This window comes from Streptomyces sp. URMC 126 (assembly GCF_051386555.1).
Lineage (GTDB): Bacteria > Actinomycetota > Actinomycetes > Streptomycetales > Streptomycetaceae > Streptomyces.
Map to the genome: position 1 here is coordinate 14,212 of NZ_JBPQTX010000055.1, position 14,968 is coordinate 29,179.

Below are 14,968 nucleotides of genomic sequence, written 5' to 3' on the forward strand. Positions count from 1 at the left end.
GGAAAATCCGCCAGAAGGACGGGAGTTGGCATGTTCGACGCACTCAGTGAGTTGTTCGCCCCTGGACGCCGGCATACCGAGGAGGAACGCAACCGCCACGAGCTGTGCCTGGACGACGTCGGGGACGCCGACCCCGGGCGGGGGCCGGTCGACCTCGACTCCGGACTGGTCGTCATCCGGCCGCGGCGGGGCTGAACAGCCCCAGCCGGTGCGCCGTCGCCGCCGCCTCGCCGCGGCCCGCGGCGCCCAGCTTGGCCAGGATGTTGGAGACGTGCACGCTGGCCGTCTTCGGCGAGATGAACAGCTCCTCGGCTATCTGGCGGTTGCTCCGCCCCAGGGTGACGAGGCGGAGGACGTCGTGCTCGCGCGGCGTGAGCCGGGGCGGCGCGCCGGCGCCGGGGGCCGCCTCCGGCACGCGTCCGTCCGGCGCCGTCTCCCCGTCGAGGGAGAGCCGGGCGCGCCGGGCGAGCGACGCGGTCGCCTCGCGCAGCGGCCGGGCGCCCAGCCGGACGGCCTCGGCGTGCGCCCGCGCGAGCAGCCCGGCGGCGCGCTCCGCGTCCGGGCCGCCCTCGGTGAGCAGCGCCTCCGCCCAGCGGTGGCGGGCGCGCGCGAGCTCCAAGGGCCGGTCCAGCGGCTCGAAGGCACCGGCCGCCGCCGCCCACGCGCCGGCGGCGGACTCCCCGTTCGCGCGGGCCAGTTCGGCGTCGAACAGCAGGCCGTACGCCCGGCGGAGGGGTATCGAACGCGACCGGCCTGCGGCCGCCGCGCGGAGCCCGTCCAGCGCCGCGGCCCGCCCCGCGGCCGCTTCCGGCCGCTCCCGCGCGTCGGCCTCGGCCGCCGCGGCGGCGGCGAGGAACGGCCAGACGTAGCGGTGGGCGCCCCGCGGCAGCCCCGCCGCCAGCACCCCCTCCACCTCGGCCCGCGCCTCGGCGTACCGGCCGCGGGCCGCGCACAGCTCGATGGTGTACCGCGCCAGGACCAGGGTGCTCTGCGGCTGCGGGTCATGGGTGCCGAACCGCTCCCGGCCGGCGGCGAGCAGGCGTTCCGCACGCTCCAGGTCGCCCCGGGCGAGGGTGATGGCGGCGAGCCGGACGTCGGCGAAGCCGGTCGGCTTGATGCCCCGGGCCTCGCGCCGCGCCTCCAGGGCCGCTCGCTCCGCCTCGTCCCAGTGGCCCAGGACGAAGAGGGCGGACGCCAGATTGTTGCGCGCCCAGGCGCGGGCGTCGTCGAGGCAGTAGCGGTCGGCGAGGGCGATGCCCTCCCGGGCCACCTCGGCGGCCTCGGCGGAACGGCCCGCGCCCTGCAGGGCGGAGGCCAGGTTGATGTGGCTGCGGCCGACGACGCCCACCAGGCCCCCGTCGACGACGCGCGCGCAGACCTCGGCCATCTCGGCGAGACCGGCGTCCACGTCGACGCCGGTGTCGACCTGGTGGCCGGCGAGCGTGAGGCGGGCGCTGAGCTCGGTGCTCTCCGCCCCCACCGCGCGCGCCATGGCCACCGCCCGCCGCGCCGTTTCGCGCACCTCCGGGCCGGGGTCGTGCAGCGCGCCCCAGCCCGCCAGCTGGGCCAGCACCTCGGCGTGGACGGCGGACGGCGGGAGGTCCGCGACCAGTTCCAGCGCGGTGTCCAGCTCGCGCCGGCCGTCGCCGCGCCCGAGGCCGGTCACCAGCTTGGAGCGCTGCAACCAGAACCAGGCGCCGCGCAGCGGGTCCATCCCCGGCTTGCGCAGCGCCTTCTTGGCGATGGCCAGCGCCCGCTCCTGGTCGCCGGAGAGGTTGGCGGCGACGACGATCTCGGCCAGCAGGTCGGTGTGGTGCAGCGCCTCGTCGTCGCAGCCGCAGGCGGGGTAGACGTCCGCGAAGTCGAGCGGGCGCTGAGCGGCGCGGACCTCCTCGGGGACGTCCTCCCACAGCTCCAGCGCGCGCTCCAGCAGGCGCAGCTTCTCGGCGTACGCGTAGCGCCGGCGGGCGTGCACGGACGCCTCCAGGACGGCGGGCAGCGCCTTCGCCGGCTCGTGCGCGTGGTACCAGTGGGCGGCCAGCCGGGCGGGGAGCTCGTCGGCCCGGACGAGGCCGGGCTGGGCCTCCAGCGCCTCGGCGTACCGCCGGTGGAGCCGGGCCCGTTCGCCGGGCAGCAGGTCGTCGGCGACGGCCTCGCGCACCAGGGCGTGCCGGAAGCGGTAGCCGTCGCCGTCGGACGTGGGGACGAGGACGCTGGCCCCGACGGTCTGCCGCAGGGCCTCGATGAGCTCGTCCTCGTCGAGCCCGGCGACCGCGCGGAGCAGCTCGTACTCCACCGTCGAGCCGCCCTCGGCCGCGACGCGGATCACCCGCTGGGCGTCCTCGCAGAGCGCCTCGATGCGGACGAGCAGCAGCTCGCGGAGGGAGTCGCTGAGGCCGGAGCGGCAGCCGCCGGCGATGGACGCGGCCAGCTCCTCGACGAAGAAGGCGTTGCCGTCGGAGCGTTCGAAGACCCGGTCGAGGAGGGAGTGGTCGGGCGCGCTGCCGCTGATGCCGGTCAGCTGGGCGTGCACCTCGTCCCGGGTGAAGCGGGACAGCTCGACGCGGCCGAGCGTGCGCATCCGGTCGGCCTCGGCGAGGAAGGGGCGCAGCGGGTGACGGCGGTGGATGTCGTCGGAGCGGTAGGTGGCGACGATGACGAGCCGCGCGGTGTGCAGCGAGCGGAAGAGGTAGGAGAGGAGTTCGCGGGTGGAGCGGTCGGCCCAGTGCAGATCCTCGATGGCGAGGACGATCGTGCGGTCCGTGGTGAGGCTCTCCAGGAGCCGGGCGGTGAGCTCGAAGAGGCGGGCCCGGCCGTCCTCCGACTCCCGCGCGGTCTCCCCCAGTTCGGGCAGCAGCCGGGCCAGCTCGCCCTCCTGCCCGGCGGCGGCCCGGGCGAGCTCGTCCCCGAGCTGCCGGTGCAGGCCGCGCAGGGCCGTGGAGACCGGGGCGAACGGCAGCCCGTCACTGCCGATCTCCACACACCCGCCCAGGGCGGTGACGGCCCCGGCCGCGGCGGCCGCGCTCAGGAACTCGTCGATCAGCCGCGTCTTGCCGACCCCCGCCTCGCCGCCCACGAGCACGGACTGCGGCTCGCCCGTGGCGGCACGGGCGAGCGCGTCGGCGAGCACACCCAGCTCTTCGGTCCGGCCGACGAACACGGGGCTGACGGAGGTCTTCTGCACATCGCCGAGGATGGCACAGCCCACTGACAACGGTCCTGGCCGAGCGGCCGACGAATTGATCACAGTGCGGTCGTCCACGGCCCGGCCGTCCGCGGCCCGGTCGCTCACAGCCCGGCCCGACCGACCGTGCCGCGCTGCCGCGGGATCAGCGGCAGAAGCGTCTGCGTCCTCACCCGCCTCTCCGCTTCCCGGCCGGCTTCCCGGCCCGCGCCCTCCCGCCCGGCGATCCGGGCCTCGGCCAGCAGCCGGTGGTCGGCGGCGTCGCGGGCGAACTCGACGAGGCGGTAGTGGTGGAGCAGGACGTCGATCACGGTGACTCCTCAGGTCGTTTCGCGTTGCCGGTCTTCCGGCCTGAGAAGAGCTTCGCCTCTGAGGTAGGGACGGGACATCGGGCGAGTGCCTCATATCGGGGGGCGCCCGCGCGGCCTGGGGGCCTTAGATTCCCGGGCGTTGGGTGCCGGGGGCCTAGGACGCGCCGGCATCCGGGGAGAAGCGGGCCCATTCCCACGGGTCGTGCGCGCTGAAGACGGTGACCCGGTCGCCGTGGTCGCGGCGGAGGGCGTGCAGACGGTCGAGGGTGGCGGCGCGGGCCCCGGCGTCGGTCTGCGCTCCGTCCTGGACCGGGGTGAAGGCGGGGTGGGACGACGGCGGGGTCCGCTCGATCTCGCCGTGGTACATGTACGCGTCGCCCGCGTGCAGGAGCCACCGCCCGGTGTCGTCGCGCACGGCGACGCCGGAGTGGCCCGCGGAGTGACCGGGCAGCGGCACCAGTACCAATGCGCGGCTCAGGCCCTGCGGACGTGCCACACCCGGGAAACCGAACCACCGCGCGCCCTCGTCCTCGATGGCGGGGGTCAGCAACGGGCCGTGCGCCCGGTGCGCGGGCACGAAGCGGTCGAGGCTGTGCCGGTGGTGCGGGTGCGTGGGGTCGGTGACGGCCCGGTACTCGTCGGGGTGCAGGTGCACCCGGGCGTGGGGGAAGTCCGGCAACCCTCCGGTGTGGTCGCGGTGGAGGTGGGTGAGCACGATGTGGCGGACGTCCCCCTGCGCGTACCCGAGGCGGACGAGCTGCCGCAGCGCGCTCTCCTCGGGATCCCGCGCGGGCTGGGCGTAGGCCACCCAGTCCGCGCCCAGCGCCTGTTCGGGGTCGCGCCGGTCGGCGGTCCCCAGGCCGGTGTCGACCAGAATCAGCCCGTCCGACTCCGTCTCGATGAGCAGGCAGTGGCAGACGGCGGCCAGGGGGCCGGTCGTGACGCCTGTGCCACGGGCTCCTTCGAGCGGAGGTATCTTCCGGAGAGAACCGCAGTTCAGGTGATGGATGCGCATGAGGACCCCCGAGGGAAGCGGACGGGCTGTTCCCACGGGACGTTAGGGAGGGCTGTCGTGACTCACCAAACGGTTGGCCACACACGGCCGGACGCCGGCGGACCGCTGGCGGACTGCCCCGACGGCGACCTCGTCCCCCCGTCAGGCGGCCGCCCGAGCTGTCCCGTCGACGTCACCCTCGCCGCGCTGGCCGGCCGGTGGACGCCCCTGGTGCTCCGCGAGTTCCTGCGCCGCGGCCGGGCCACGTACTCGGAGCTGTCCGCCGCCCTGCCCGCCCTCTCGGACAAGGTCCTCTCCGACCGGCTGGCCCACCTGACCGGCGCGGGCGTGATCGAACGCCACCGCACCCCCGGCTGGCCGCCGCGCGTCCACTACACCCTCACGGCACGGGGCCGGACGCTGGAGCCGGTCGTGCGCAGTATGTGGGAGTGGGGCACAACGGGGCGGGAGAGCCCTGACGGTCCGGCGTGAGGCGGGCTGCCCGCCCGAAACCGCCCGCCCGTCAGCGGCCGGGCCCCTTCCGGCCGTTATCGCGTCGCCCGCCTCCCGCGCGGCCACGATCGCCGGCCGGCAGCTCCGCCCGGCGTCCGGGAAGCACCCGACGTCACAGGCGATCCGTCCGACGATCCGCACCGACTCCCCCGACGGCACCAGCGGCTCGCGCCCCACGACGTCCCCGCGCCGGAGGCCGCCGACGACCTGCTCGCCGACGCGACGACCGGGCCCGCCGTCCGTACGGCGCCGGCCCCCTCCCCGTCGCCACGATCACAGCCCGACCCGCTCGCCCACGCGCCGCTGCCGGTTCGTCCTCACCCGCCTTCCGGCTTCCTGCCGGGCGTCCGAGCGCCCGGCGGTCCGGACCTCGGCCAGCAGCCGGTGGTCGGCGGCGTCACGGGCGAACTCGACGAGGTGGAAGCGGTGGAGCAGGACGTCGATCATGATGACTCCTCGGTCGTTTCAGCTTTCCCGGCCGGTGGTCTTCCGGCCTGAGAAAAGCTTCGTCTCTAAGGCGGGGGCGGAGCATCGGGCGAGTGCCTCATATCAGGGGCGCGTGAGTGCCTTAGATTCCCGGGCGGCGGGCGCCTGCCGCCTTACGGCGCCCGACGGAACGAGGCGGGGCGGCCGTGGCTGAGGGGGTGCCACGTCCTCGCCGTCCGTCCGGCCGGCCTCGCTGTCAGTGCTCCGTGTCATGATGCGGACGCGTCCCGGATTGGGCCGCGAAGTACTGATTGTCAAGGGGCCGAGGATGGGCGCGGGTACGGAGCCGGACGGTTCGTCCAGGTCCGACGAGGAGTGGGAGCGGTTTCTGCGCGAGTCGGCGGCGGGTGCCGCCGATGCGCCCAAGGAGCCGTCGGCGCGGGCCCGCGGGATGGCGCAGCGGCTGGGCGCGGAGCCCGGCCGCGGCCGAGAGGGCCGGCGCACCTACGCTCCGGCGCGGCCCAAGCGGCGCACGGGCTGGTACCTGGTCGGGCTGTCGGCCTCGCTGGCGCTGCTGGCGGTGGCGCTCGCGCCGGGGCGGATCGTGGACCTGTTCGCCGGCGCCGACTCCCCGCCGTCGGCGGCCGAGACCGGCCGCCCGGACGGGGCGCCCCCGGCGGCGGCCGGGCGTCCCACCAGGGACGAGCCGTTCCGGGGCTCGCCGGCGGCGAGTTGGGCGAGCGGAGCGGCCGGGATCACCGTACCGAAGGCCGGGGCGGTCGGCTGGATGAGCGCGGCCGAGGTCGAGCAGGCGCTCGCCCGCAGCCGGGACTTCCTCGTAGCGTCCAACCTGGACCGTGGGGTGCTGCGGGGCGAGCGCCCCGAGAAGGCGATCGCGCTGATCAACCCGCGCCAGGAGGACGTCCAGGACCTCCTGAGAACCGCTTTCCGGACTCCGAGCGAGAAGGACGACCCCCTCCTCCTCTTCAGCCGCTTCCAGCCCTCGCGCACCCGTCCGGTCGGGGACGTCGTGAAGACCCGGGGACGGCTCACCTACCGGGAGGGCGAGCGCGGCGCGCTCCAGGTGACCGCCGACGTCACCTTCGTCTACCCGGTCACCCGCGCCGACGCGGGAGACGACGGCGAGATCGTGCGCACCATCGTCCGGCGCGAGCTGGTCCTCAGCTGGGACGACCCCGCGAAGGTGGCCACCGAGCCGGGCACGTTCTCGATCGTCTCGTACAAGTACGACATGACCAACGGCGGCTGCGGCGCCCCCACGGGTTACTTCACCCCGCCCTTCGGCGCGGACCGGCGGGCGGACGGAGCCGGCACGGAGGTCGACCCGTACGACCGCAGCGCGCCGGTCGGGCGGGGCGGGTCCTCCGGGGACGAGTGCGACAGGGCGACGCGGTCCTAGCGGGCGTCGTCCGGTGGCCGCCGTCTCACCCCGAGGGCGATGAACGTCCGACCGCCGTTCCGCTCCCGGTGCGCCGGCGCTTCCGCGGCACAGAAAGTGCGATGGCGACGCCACCCGGATCGCCGCTTCCGACGACATATCACCTGAAAGGAGTATTCCGCGTCCGAAGGGGGCAGGGTGACGTCGACGGTCACCGCAACTTCCGTTCGCCGAGGGGGAATTCATGGCGGAAGAGCAGGCGAAGGAGGCGGTCCGGGGCGGGAGCCCGGATTCCGCCGTCGACCGGGTCGCCGACTTCTACGGCGCCTACATCGACGCCGTCTCCGACGGGACGGACGACCTCGGCCCGGAGCTCCGCGCCCACTACCTCACCGAGGACCTGCGCCGACGGCTCGCCGCCTGGGAGGAGGCCCACCACGCCGACGGCGTCCTGCGCGCCCAGGACGTACCCACGCGCTGGGAGGTGCGCTACCACGACTCCGGCGCGGGGCACTTGTTCACCACGGTCACGCTCACCTGGGGCACCGGCCCGCACGCGGGCCACACCCGGCTGGCCGTGCAGAGCGACCTGAGCACCAAGCTCATCTCGGACATCCAGGACGGCTGACCCGCACCCCGGCCGCGGCTCCGGACGACAGCCCCCGCCACACCCGAGCCCCGGGACTACGCCCCCGGTCCCCCCGGGGTCGTGAGTGATCGGATCGCCCGGCCGGCACCGCAGGACCTCGCGGATCCTCGACAGGGTCGAGAAGCGGATGGCCTCGGCACGGCCGTTCTTCAGCGCGGACAGGTTGACGACGGTGATCCCACCCGGGCGGACGGCGCGGTACGCGTCATCCCACGCTCGGCGAGCAGGCGGTCGAGGTGGATCCGGATCGCATGCGGCTCCTCTTCGGGCATCGGATGGCCCCTTCGAGGCCCTCTCGCATGCGCGGTCCGGCAGCGACCGCCGTCCGGCACACGGCGGGACGGGCGGCCGTCCGAAGCGGCGGACGGGCCCCGAGACCCCCTCCGTCACGCCACCGGCCGTATGTCCTCCCGCTCCGGCCGCGCCCCGGCCAGCGGCGCCGTCTTCGGCAGCCGGTCCGGGCGTGGCTCCGGGGAGTGCTCGGAGCGGGGCTCCAGGCGGGGCTCCGGCGGTTCGATGCTGATGCGCGGCAGCCGCCGTTCCAGCCAGCGCGGCAGCCACCAGTTGGCGCCGCCGAGCAGGTGCATCAGTGCCGGGACGAGCAGCGTGCGGAGCACGAACGCGTCCAGGGCGACCGCCGCGGCCAGGCCGATGCCGAACATGGCGATGACGCGGTCGCCGCTCAGGACGAAGGCCAGGAACACCGAGATCATGATGATCGCGGCCGAGTTGATGACCCGGCTGGTCTCGGCCAGTCCGACCCGGACCGCCCGGCGGTTGTCGCGGGTGGCGAGCCACTCCTCGTACATCCGGCTCACCAGGAACACCTGGTAGTCCATGGAGAGCCCGAAAAGAACCGCGATCATCACCACGGGCAGGAACGGCTCGATGGGCCCGGCGCGGCCGAGGCCGAGGGATTCGCTGCCCCAGCCCCACTGGAAGACGGCGACGATCAGGCCGAAGGAGGAGGCGACGGCGGCGATGTTCATCGCGGCGGCCTTCAGCGGTATGCCGACGCTGCGGAACGCGAGGAGCAGCAGCACGCAGCCCAGGCCGATCACCGTGCCGACGAACAGCGGGAGTTTGCCGCGGATGACGGCGGCGAAGTCGTCGTAGCCCGCGGTGGGTCCGCCGACGTGGACGTCGAGTCCGGTGCCGGCGGTGAGGTGGGGCAGGGTCTCGGCGCGCAGGCGCCGGACGAGGTCGCTGGTGGCGCGGGACTGCGGGGAGCCGTCCGGGACGACGGCGATCACGCCGGAGGCGCCGCCCCGGCCGTGCGCGGCGGGGCCGACGGAGGCGATGCCGGGCGTGCCGCGCAGCCGCTCGGGCAGCCGGTCGAAGGCGAGGCGTTCGCCCGCGCCGTCGAGTTCGGCGACGAGCGTCAGGGGGCCGTTGACGCCGGGGCCGAAGCCGTCGGCGAGCAGGTCGTACGCCTGCCGGGTGGTGGACGAGGACGGGTTGTTGCCCTGGTCGGAGGTGCCCAGGTGGAGGGCGAACGCGGGCAGCGCGAGGACGAGCATCACGGCGGCGGCGACGGCGGCGAGCAGCTTGGGACGCCGTTCGACCAGCGCCGACCAGCGGGCGGCGAGGCCGGTGGGGGCGTCGGGCCCGGGGCCGGCCGGGACGGCCGCGCGGCGTTCGCGCCGGCCCAGCACCCGGCGGCCGATCAGCCCGAGGAGGGCCGGCAGCAGTGTGAGGGAGGCGGCCACCGTGAGGACGACGGTGAGGGACGCGGCGAGGGCGACGCCGATGAGGAAGTCCAGCCGGAGGACGAGCATGCCGAGGAGCGCCGCGCAGACGGTGCCGCCGGCGAAGACCACGGCCCGCCCGGTGGTCGCCACCGCGCGTTCGGCCGCCTCGGGGACGGACAGCCCCTGGCGCAGGCCCTTGCGGTGGCGGGTGACGATGAACAGGGCGTAGTCGATGCCCACGCCGAGGCCGATGAGCGTGCCCAGCATGGGCGCGAAACCGGCGACCGGCATCAGGTGCCCCAGCAGGACGGTGCCCGCGGCGGCCGTGCCGACGCCGACCAGGGCGGTGGCGATGGGCAGGAGGCTAGCGGCGAGCGAGCCGAAGACGACGAACAGCACGACGGCCGCGACGACGATGCCGACGATCTCGCTGAGGTGTCCGTCCGTCCCTTCGGTGAGGCCGATGGTCTCGCCGCCGAGGGCCACGTCGAGGTCGTCGCCCGCCGCGGCCCGGGCGGTGCCGACGACCGCGCGCACCTTCGCCGGGTCGTCGGTGCGGAGGGTCAGGTCGGCGTAGGCCGTCCGGCCGTCGGGGCTGATCCGCCCGCCGGAGCCGGTGTACGGGCCGTCGACGGAGGCGACGCCGGGCAGGTCGGCTATCTCGCGGAGCGTGTGGGACATCCGCTGCCGGACGTCGGCGGAGCGGACGGTGCCGGACGTGGTGTGCCAGACGATCGTGTCGTCGCCGCCGCGGCCGGGGAAGTCCCGTTCCAGGAGGGCGGTGGCGCGGCCGGACTCGGTGCCGGGCACCCGGTAGTCCTCGGAGTAGGAGGAACCGGCCAGCGCGGCCGCGGCGGCCGTGCCCGCGAGGGCGACGAGCCACAGGACGACGACGGCGAGACGGCGGCGCAGGCACCACCGGGCGAGAGCGGTCATTCCCTGCTTTCCGGGGAGTCGTACCGCTTGGCGCGCGCCGGGGGGACCCGCGGTGATCGAGCGCTGCGGCGGAGAGGGGCGGACGGCCGCATTATGCGGGCCTCCGGCCGTCCACTCTGACAGCTCCCGGAGATCGTTTGTCCCTTTTGTGGGTCACACCACAGGGGCCACGCCCGTGCCCTCCGTCCTCACGGCACGGCGGCTCCTACCGGAAGGTGTGCCACGTATGGGCGACGTCCACGACGACGTGGTTGCCCGTCTGGAACACCCGGAACGGCAGCCGTCCCCGCAGCCCCAGGCCCACCATCGTGTCGCCCTCGAAGCTGCCCACGAAACGGGCCTCGCGGAACGCCCGGTAGCCGGTGAGGTCCACGCCGGGCAGCGGATGGCCGGCGCGCGCGGGGTAGCGCGCGCCGCCGGTCTCCGGGTCGTGGCTCGGCGCGGCCACCCGGATCTCCAGGACGGCGCCCCCGCCGACGGTGACGACGTCCCCGGAACCGTCCTGATACAGCTTGTCGACGTACCCCACGTGGTACCCGATCGGGTGACCGTGCGAGGTGTGGACGTCGAAGACCATGCGGTCGAAACAGCGGTGGCGGCCGGTCCTGATGTCGGTCAGCGGGTGGTACTCGGAGTCGGGGTGGCTTCTGGGGCGGCTCCCCCAGCCGATCCGGCAGTCCGCCGAGTCCGTGGTGCCGCCGTTCGCGGGCTTCGACGCGTCCGGCGCGGCCTCCGACGCGATGGCCCCCGTGGCCGTCACCAGCCCGGCGCCCGCCAGCAGGAGCGCGGCCAGCGCAGTGCTCAACCGTCGCATTGCTACCCCCAGCCATGGAGTACGGGCACGCGGTCCGGCCCGTTGCCCCGGATCATGCCGGACCGTTCCGGCGGGCGGGGAAGCGATCGAGCGAATCCGGCCAAATGCGACTTGTCAGCCAATACGTCGCTCGGCGGCAACGCGAAGAGGGCCGCTCCCCACCGGGAAGCGGCCCTCACGCGGAAACCCGCCGGCGTCAGCCCTGGACGCCCGGCTGCTCCGGGTTGTGCTCGATCACTCGGTCACGCCGAGGCGCTCAAGGATCAGCTCACGAACGCGCGCCGCGTCCGCCTGCCCGCGCGTGGCCTTCATGACCGCGCCGACGAGCGCGCCCGCCGCCGCGACCTTGCCACCGCGGATCTTGTCCGCGATGGCCGCGTTGGCCGCGATGGCCTCGTCCACGGCGGTGCCGAGGGCACCCTCGTCGGAGACGACCTTCAGACCGCGCTTCTCGACGACGACGTCCGGCTCGCCCTCGCCGGCAAGCACGCCCTCGATGACCTGGCGGGCCAGCTTGTCGTTGAGCGAGCCGTCCGCGACCAGCGCGGCCACCCGGGCCACCTGGGCCGGGGTGATCGGCATGGCGGCCAGCTCGGTGCCGCCCTCGTTGGCGCGGCGGGCCAGCTCGCCCATCCACCACTTGCGGGCGGCGGCGGAGTCGGCGCCGGCCTCGACGGTGGCGACGATCAGGTCGACCGCGCCCGCGTTGAGGATCGACTGCATGTCGTGCTCGCTGATCCCCCACTCCTCGCGGAGGCGGTTGCGGCGCACGCGCGGCAGCTCGGGCAGGGTCGCCCGCAGCTCCTCGACCCACTCGCGGGAGGGGGCCACCGGCACCAGGTCCGGCTCGGGGAAGTAGCGGTAGTCCTCGGCCTCTTCCTTGATGCGGCCGGCGGTCGTGGAACCGTCGTCCTCGTGGAAGTGGCGCGTCTCCTGGACGATCGTGCCGCCCGAGTTCAGCACGGCGGCGTGCCGCATGACCTCGTACCGGACGGCCCGCTCGACGCTGCGGAGCGAGTTGACGTTCTTGGTCTCCGAGCGGGTGCCGAACTTCTCGGTGCCGTTCGGGCGCAGCGACAGGTTGACGTCGCAGCGCATCTGGCCCATCTCCATGCGGGCCTCGGAGACGCCGAGCGCCTTGATGAGCTCGCGCAGCTCGGCGACGTACGCCTTGGCGACCTCGGGGGCGCGGGCGCCCGCGCCCTGGATCGGCTTGGTGACGATCTCGATGAGCGGGATGCCGGCGCGGTTGTAGTCGAGCAGGGAGTGGGACGCGCCGTGGATACGGCCGGTGGCGCCGCCCACGTGCGTGGACTTGCCGGTGTCCTCCTCCATGTGGGCGCGCTCGATCTCCACGCGGAAGACCTCGCCGTCCTCCAGCTGGACGTCCAGGTAGCCGTTGAAGGCGATGGGCTCGTCGTACTGGGAGGTCTGGAAGTTCTTCGGCATGTCCGGATAGAAGTAGTTCTTCCGGGCGAAGCGGCACCACTCGGCGATCTCGCAGTTCAGCGCGAGACCGATCTTGATCGCGGACTCGACGCCGACGGCGTTGACGACCGGGAGCGCGCCGGGCATGCCGAGGCAGGTGGGGCAGGTCTGCGAGTTCGGGTCGGCGCCCAGCTCCGTGGAGCACCCGCAGAACATCTTGGTCTTGGTGCCGAGCTCGACATGGACCTCCAGGCCCATGACGGGGTCGTAGGACGCCAACGCGTCCTCGTACGACACCAGTTCAGTGACGGTCACGGAAAACTTACCTCTCAGTCCCGGCTCAGCCCGCGAGGACGTCGTCGCTCTTCATACGGCGCAGCTCGCGGACGAGCAGAGCGACGCCGGTGACGATGGCGGCGGCCGAGACGACCGCGTCGACGAGCTGGAGCGTGTCCTGCTCGCCGCGCGCCGTCTTCGCCTGCTTGACGACGCTGACCGCGCCGAACAGGGTCGTGCCGATGGACAGGTACGTGCCGGCCTTGGACTTCTTGAAGCCCTTGGCCTTCTTCAGCGCGCTGCCCTTGCTCTTGTTCTCGCTAGCGGTGCTCACAGTGCGGGTGCCTCCTCCAGCAGCGGGTGGCCCCAGCGGGCGGTGAACGCGGCCTCGACCGCGGCACCGACCTTGTAGAGCCGGTCGTCCTTCATGGCGGGGGCGATGATCTGGAGCCCCACCGGCAGTCCGTCCTCCGGGGCGAGGCCGCACGGCAGCGACATGGCCGCGTTGCCCGCCAGGTTGGTCGGGATGGTGCACAGGTCCGCCAGGTACATCGCCATCGGGTCGTCGGCGCGCTCGCCGATCGCGAAGGCGGTGGTCGGCGTGGTCGGCGAGACCATCACGTCCACCTGCTCGAACGCCTTCTCGAAGTCCCGCGTGATGAGGGTGCGGACCTTCTGCGCCGAGCCGTAGTACGCGTCGTAGTAGCCGGAGCTCAGCGCGTAGGTGCCGAGCATCACGCGGCGCTTCACCTCGGGGCCGAAGCCGGCCTCGCGGGTGAGGGCGGTGACGTCCTCGGCGGAGCGGGTGCCGTCGTCGCCGGCGCGCAGGCCGTAGCGGAGGCCGTCGAACCGGGCCAGGTTCGAGGAGCACTCGGACGGCGCGATCAGGTAGTACGCGGCCAGGGCGAGGTCGAACGAGGGGCAGTCGACCTCGACGATCTCGGCGCCGAGCTCGCGGAGCAGCTCGACGGACTCGTCGAACCGCTGGAGGACGCCGGCCTGGTAGCCCTCGCCGCGGAACTGCTTGACGACGCCGACGCGCATGCCCTCGACGCTGCCGTTGCGGGCGGCCTCGACGACCGGCGGGACCGGGGCGTCGATGGACGTCGAGTCCAGCGGGTCGTGGCCCGCGATGACCTCGTGCAGCAGCGCCGCGTCCAGGACCGTACGGGCGCAGGGGCCGCCCTGGTCGAGGGAGGACGAGAAGGCGACCATGCCGTAGCGGGAGACCGCGCCGTAGGTGGGCTTGACGCCGACCGTGCCGGTGACGGCGGCGGGCTGGCGGATGGAGCCGCCGGTGTCCGTGCCGATGGCGAGCGGGGCCTCGTACGAGGCGAGGGCCGCGCTCGAGCCGCCGCCGGAGCCGCCGGGGATCTTGGTGAGGTCCCAGGGGTTGCCGGTCGGGCCGTAGGCGCTGTTCTCCGTGGAGGAGCCCATCGCGAACTCGTCCATGTTGGTCTTGCCGAGGATGACGACGTCGGCGTCCTTGAGGCGCTTGGTGAGCGTCGCGTCGTACGGCGGGATCCAGCCTTCGAGGATCTTGGAGCCGACGGTGGTCGGGATGCCCTCGGTGGTGAAGATGTCCTTCAGCGCCAGCGGGACGCCGGCCAGCGGGCCGAGCTTCTCGCCCCGCGCGCGCTTCTCGTCGACGGCGCGCGCCTGCTTGAGCGCGCCCTCGCGGTCGACGTGCAGGAAGGCGTGCACCTTCTCGTCGACGGCCTCGATGCGCGCCAGGTGGGCCTCGGTGACCTCGACGGCCGTGACCTCACCGGCGGCGATCTTCTCGGCGATCTCCGCGGCGGTCAGCTTGATCAGTTCGGTGGTCATCTCGGTCACTCCTCACCCAGGATCTGCGGCACCTTGAAACGCTGCTGCTCCTGAGCGGGGGCGCCGGAGAGCGCCGCCTCCGGGCTGAGCGACGGACGGACCTCGTCCGGCCGCATGACGTTGGTCAGCGGCAGCGGGTGGGAGGTCGGCGGGACGTCCTGGTCGGCGACCTCTGAGACGCGGGCGACCGCGCCGATGATGTCGTCGAGCTGAGTGGCGAAGTGGTCGAGCTCTTCGCCCTTCAGCTCCAGGCGCGCCAGCCGGGCGAGGTGGGCGACCTCCTCGCGCGTGATGCCAGGCATGCAGCGATCCTCAGGGTGGAGTGTGTAGGTTTCGCGGCCAATCCTATGGCGCGGCGGGCGTCCGCCGCGAAACGGATTGCCCGCTGGCGCGGTGGGGGTGCCCCGGTCCCGCCCTTTCACCGTTTCCTGGGGCTGCGCCCCAGACCCCGCTGATCGCGGCTCCGCCGCTCGTCCTCAAACGCCGGACGGGCTTGATATCCGGTCCGGCGTTTGAGGAC

At 73.9% G+C, this 14,968-nt stretch carries 14 protein-coding genes and 1 pseudogene; 4 read left to right on the forward strand and 11 right to left on the reverse strand.

From position 1 onward, the window contains the following. The first annotated feature begins 30 nt into the window (after positions 1-30). Complete coding sequence (locus tag ACSNOK_RS09720; RefSeq protein WP_436780199.1) at positions 31-195, forward strand: DUF6191 domain-containing protein; 165 nt, start codon at positions 31-33, stop codon at positions 193-195. Here ACSNOK_RS09720 and ACSNOK_RS09725 read toward each other — a convergent pair. From ACSNOK_RS09725 to ACSNOK_RS09735, 3 genes are all read right to left on the reverse strand, one after another. Then, positions 173-3,184: an AAA family ATPase gene (locus ACSNOK_RS09725; protein ID WP_436780200.1), complete on the reverse strand. Its 3,012-nt coding sequence runs from the start codon at positions 3,182-3,184 to the stop codon at positions 173-175. The genes ACSNOK_RS09720 and ACSNOK_RS09725 overlap by 23 nt on opposite strands. Before the next feature lie 104 nt (positions 3,185-3,288). Further along, positions 3,289-3,495 carry a hypothetical protein gene (locus tag ACSNOK_RS09730; RefSeq protein ID WP_436780201.1) on the reverse strand — a complete coding sequence of 69 codons (207 nt, stop codon included), beginning with the start codon at positions 3,493-3,495 and terminating at the stop codon, positions 3,289-3,291. A 154-nt stretch (positions 3,496-3,649) separates the two neighbouring features. Then, on the reverse strand, positions 3,650-4,510 hold the full coding sequence (locus ACSNOK_RS09735) for an MBL fold metallo-hydrolase (RefSeq protein WP_436780202.1): 861 nt from the start codon (positions 4,508-4,510) through the stop codon (positions 3,650-3,652). Positions 4,511-4,567: 57 nt separating this feature from the next. Here ACSNOK_RS09735 and ACSNOK_RS09740 point away from each other — a divergent pair, with 57 nt between their 5' ends. After that, positions 4,568-4,981: a winged helix-turn-helix transcriptional regulator gene (locus ACSNOK_RS09740; RefSeq protein ID WP_436780203.1), complete on the forward strand. Its 414-nt coding sequence runs from the start codon at positions 4,568-4,570 to the stop codon at positions 4,979-4,981. Positions 4,982-5,275: 294 nt separating this feature from the next. On the opposite strand, the gene ACSNOK_RS09745 is transcribed toward ACSNOK_RS09740, so the two are convergent. Beyond that, entirely contained in the window at positions 5,276-5,449 is a 174-nt protein-coding gene (locus tag ACSNOK_RS09745) for a hypothetical protein (RefSeq protein ID WP_436780204.1), read from the reverse strand. A 307-nt stretch (positions 5,450-5,756) separates the two neighbouring features. Here ACSNOK_RS09745 and ACSNOK_RS09750 point away from each other — a divergent pair, with 307 nt between their 5' ends. Together ACSNOK_RS09750 and ACSNOK_RS09755 are read left to right on the forward strand one after the other, a co-directional pair. Next, complete coding sequence (locus ACSNOK_RS09750; RefSeq protein WP_436780205.1) at positions 5,757-6,848, forward strand: hypothetical protein; 1,092 nt, start codon at positions 5,757-5,759, stop codon at positions 6,846-6,848. A gap of 223 nt (positions 6,849-7,071) precedes the next feature. After that, complete coding sequence (locus tag ACSNOK_RS09755) at positions 7,072-7,455, forward strand: hypothetical protein (protein WP_436780206.1); 384 nt, start codon at positions 7,072-7,074, stop codon at positions 7,453-7,455. Positions 7,456-7,530: 75 nt separating this feature from the next. On the opposite strand, the pseudogene ACSNOK_RS09760 reads toward ACSNOK_RS09755, so the two are convergent. From ACSNOK_RS09760 to gatC, 7 genes and pseudogenes are all read right to left on the reverse strand, one after another. Further along, positions 7,531-7,748, reverse strand: a pseudogene (locus ACSNOK_RS09760) (helix-turn-helix domain-containing protein); the annotation flags it as partial. Between the two features lie 114 nt (positions 7,749-7,862). Beyond that, positions 7,863-10,103, reverse strand: coding sequence for an MMPL family transporter (locus tag ACSNOK_RS09765; protein WP_436780207.1), 2,241 nt, complete (start codon positions 10,101-10,103; stop codon positions 7,863-7,865). 205 nt (positions 10,104-10,308) lie between these two features. Continuing rightward, positions 10,309-10,917: an AMIN-like domain-containing (lipo)protein gene (locus tag ACSNOK_RS09770; protein ID WP_436780208.1), complete on the reverse strand. Its 609-nt coding sequence runs from the start codon at positions 10,915-10,917 to the stop codon at positions 10,309-10,311. 234 nt (positions 10,918-11,151) lie between these two features. Further along, positions 11,152-12,660, reverse strand: a complete 1,509-nt coding sequence (gene gatB / locus ACSNOK_RS09775) for an Asp-tRNA(Asn)/Glu-tRNA(Gln) amidotransferase subunit GatB (RefSeq protein ID WP_436780209.1) — start codon at positions 12,658-12,660, stop codon at positions 11,152-11,154. A 25-nt stretch (positions 12,661-12,685) separates the two neighbouring features. Beyond that, complete coding sequence (locus tag ACSNOK_RS09780) at positions 12,686-12,955, reverse strand: hypothetical protein (protein WP_004948516.1); 270 nt, start codon at positions 12,953-12,955, stop codon at positions 12,686-12,688. Continuing rightward, a complete protein-coding gene (gene gatA, locus ACSNOK_RS09785; protein ID WP_436780210.1) occupies positions 12,952-14,448 on the reverse strand; it encodes an Asp-tRNA(Asn)/Glu-tRNA(Gln) amidotransferase subunit GatA in 1,497 nt (498 codons plus the stop codon). Before gatA ends, ACSNOK_RS09780 begins: the two co-directional genes overlap by 4 nt. A gap of 5 nt (positions 14,449-14,453) precedes the next feature. Beyond that, entirely contained in the window at positions 14,454-14,750 is a 297-nt protein-coding gene (gatC, locus tag ACSNOK_RS09790) for an Asp-tRNA(Asn)/Glu-tRNA(Gln) amidotransferase subunit GatC (RefSeq protein WP_004948522.1), read from the reverse strand. Positions 14,751-14,968 lie beyond the last annotated feature (218 nt).

Coding starts and splice junctions, on each gene's coding strand:
- ACSNOK_RS09720 (WP_436780199.1), top strand. CDS start 31: ATGTTCGACGCACTCAGTGAGTTGTTCGCCCCTGGACGCCGGCATACC.
- ACSNOK_RS09735 (WP_436780202.1), bottom strand. CDS start 4,510: ATGCGCATCCATCACCTGAACTGCGGTTCTCTCCGGAAGATACCTCCG.
- ACSNOK_RS09745 (WP_436780204.1), bottom strand. CDS start 5,449: ATGATCGACGTCCTGCTCCACCGCTTCCACCTCGTCGAGTTCGCCCGT.
- ACSNOK_RS09750 (WP_436780205.1), top strand. CDS start 5,757: ATGGGCGCGGGTACGGAGCCGGACGGTTCGTCCAGGTCCGACGAGGAG.
- ACSNOK_RS09755 (WP_436780206.1), top strand. CDS start 7,072: ATGGCGGAAGAGCAGGCGAAGGAGGCGGTCCGGGGCGGGAGCCCGGAT.
- ACSNOK_RS09765 (WP_436780207.1), bottom strand. CDS start 10,103: ATGACCGCTCTCGCCCGGTGGTGCCTGCGCCGCCGTCTCGCCGTCGTC.
- ACSNOK_RS09770 (WP_436780208.1), bottom strand. CDS start 10,917: ATGCGACGGTTGAGCACTGCGCTGGCCGCGCTCCTGCTGGCGGGCGCC.
- gatA (WP_436780210.1), bottom strand. CDS start 14,448: ATGACCACCGAACTGATCAAGCTGACCGCCGCGGAGATCGCCGAGAAG.
- gatC (WP_004948522.1), bottom strand. CDS start 14,750: ATGCCTGGCATCACGCGCGAGGAGGTCGCCCACCTCGCCCGGCTGGCG.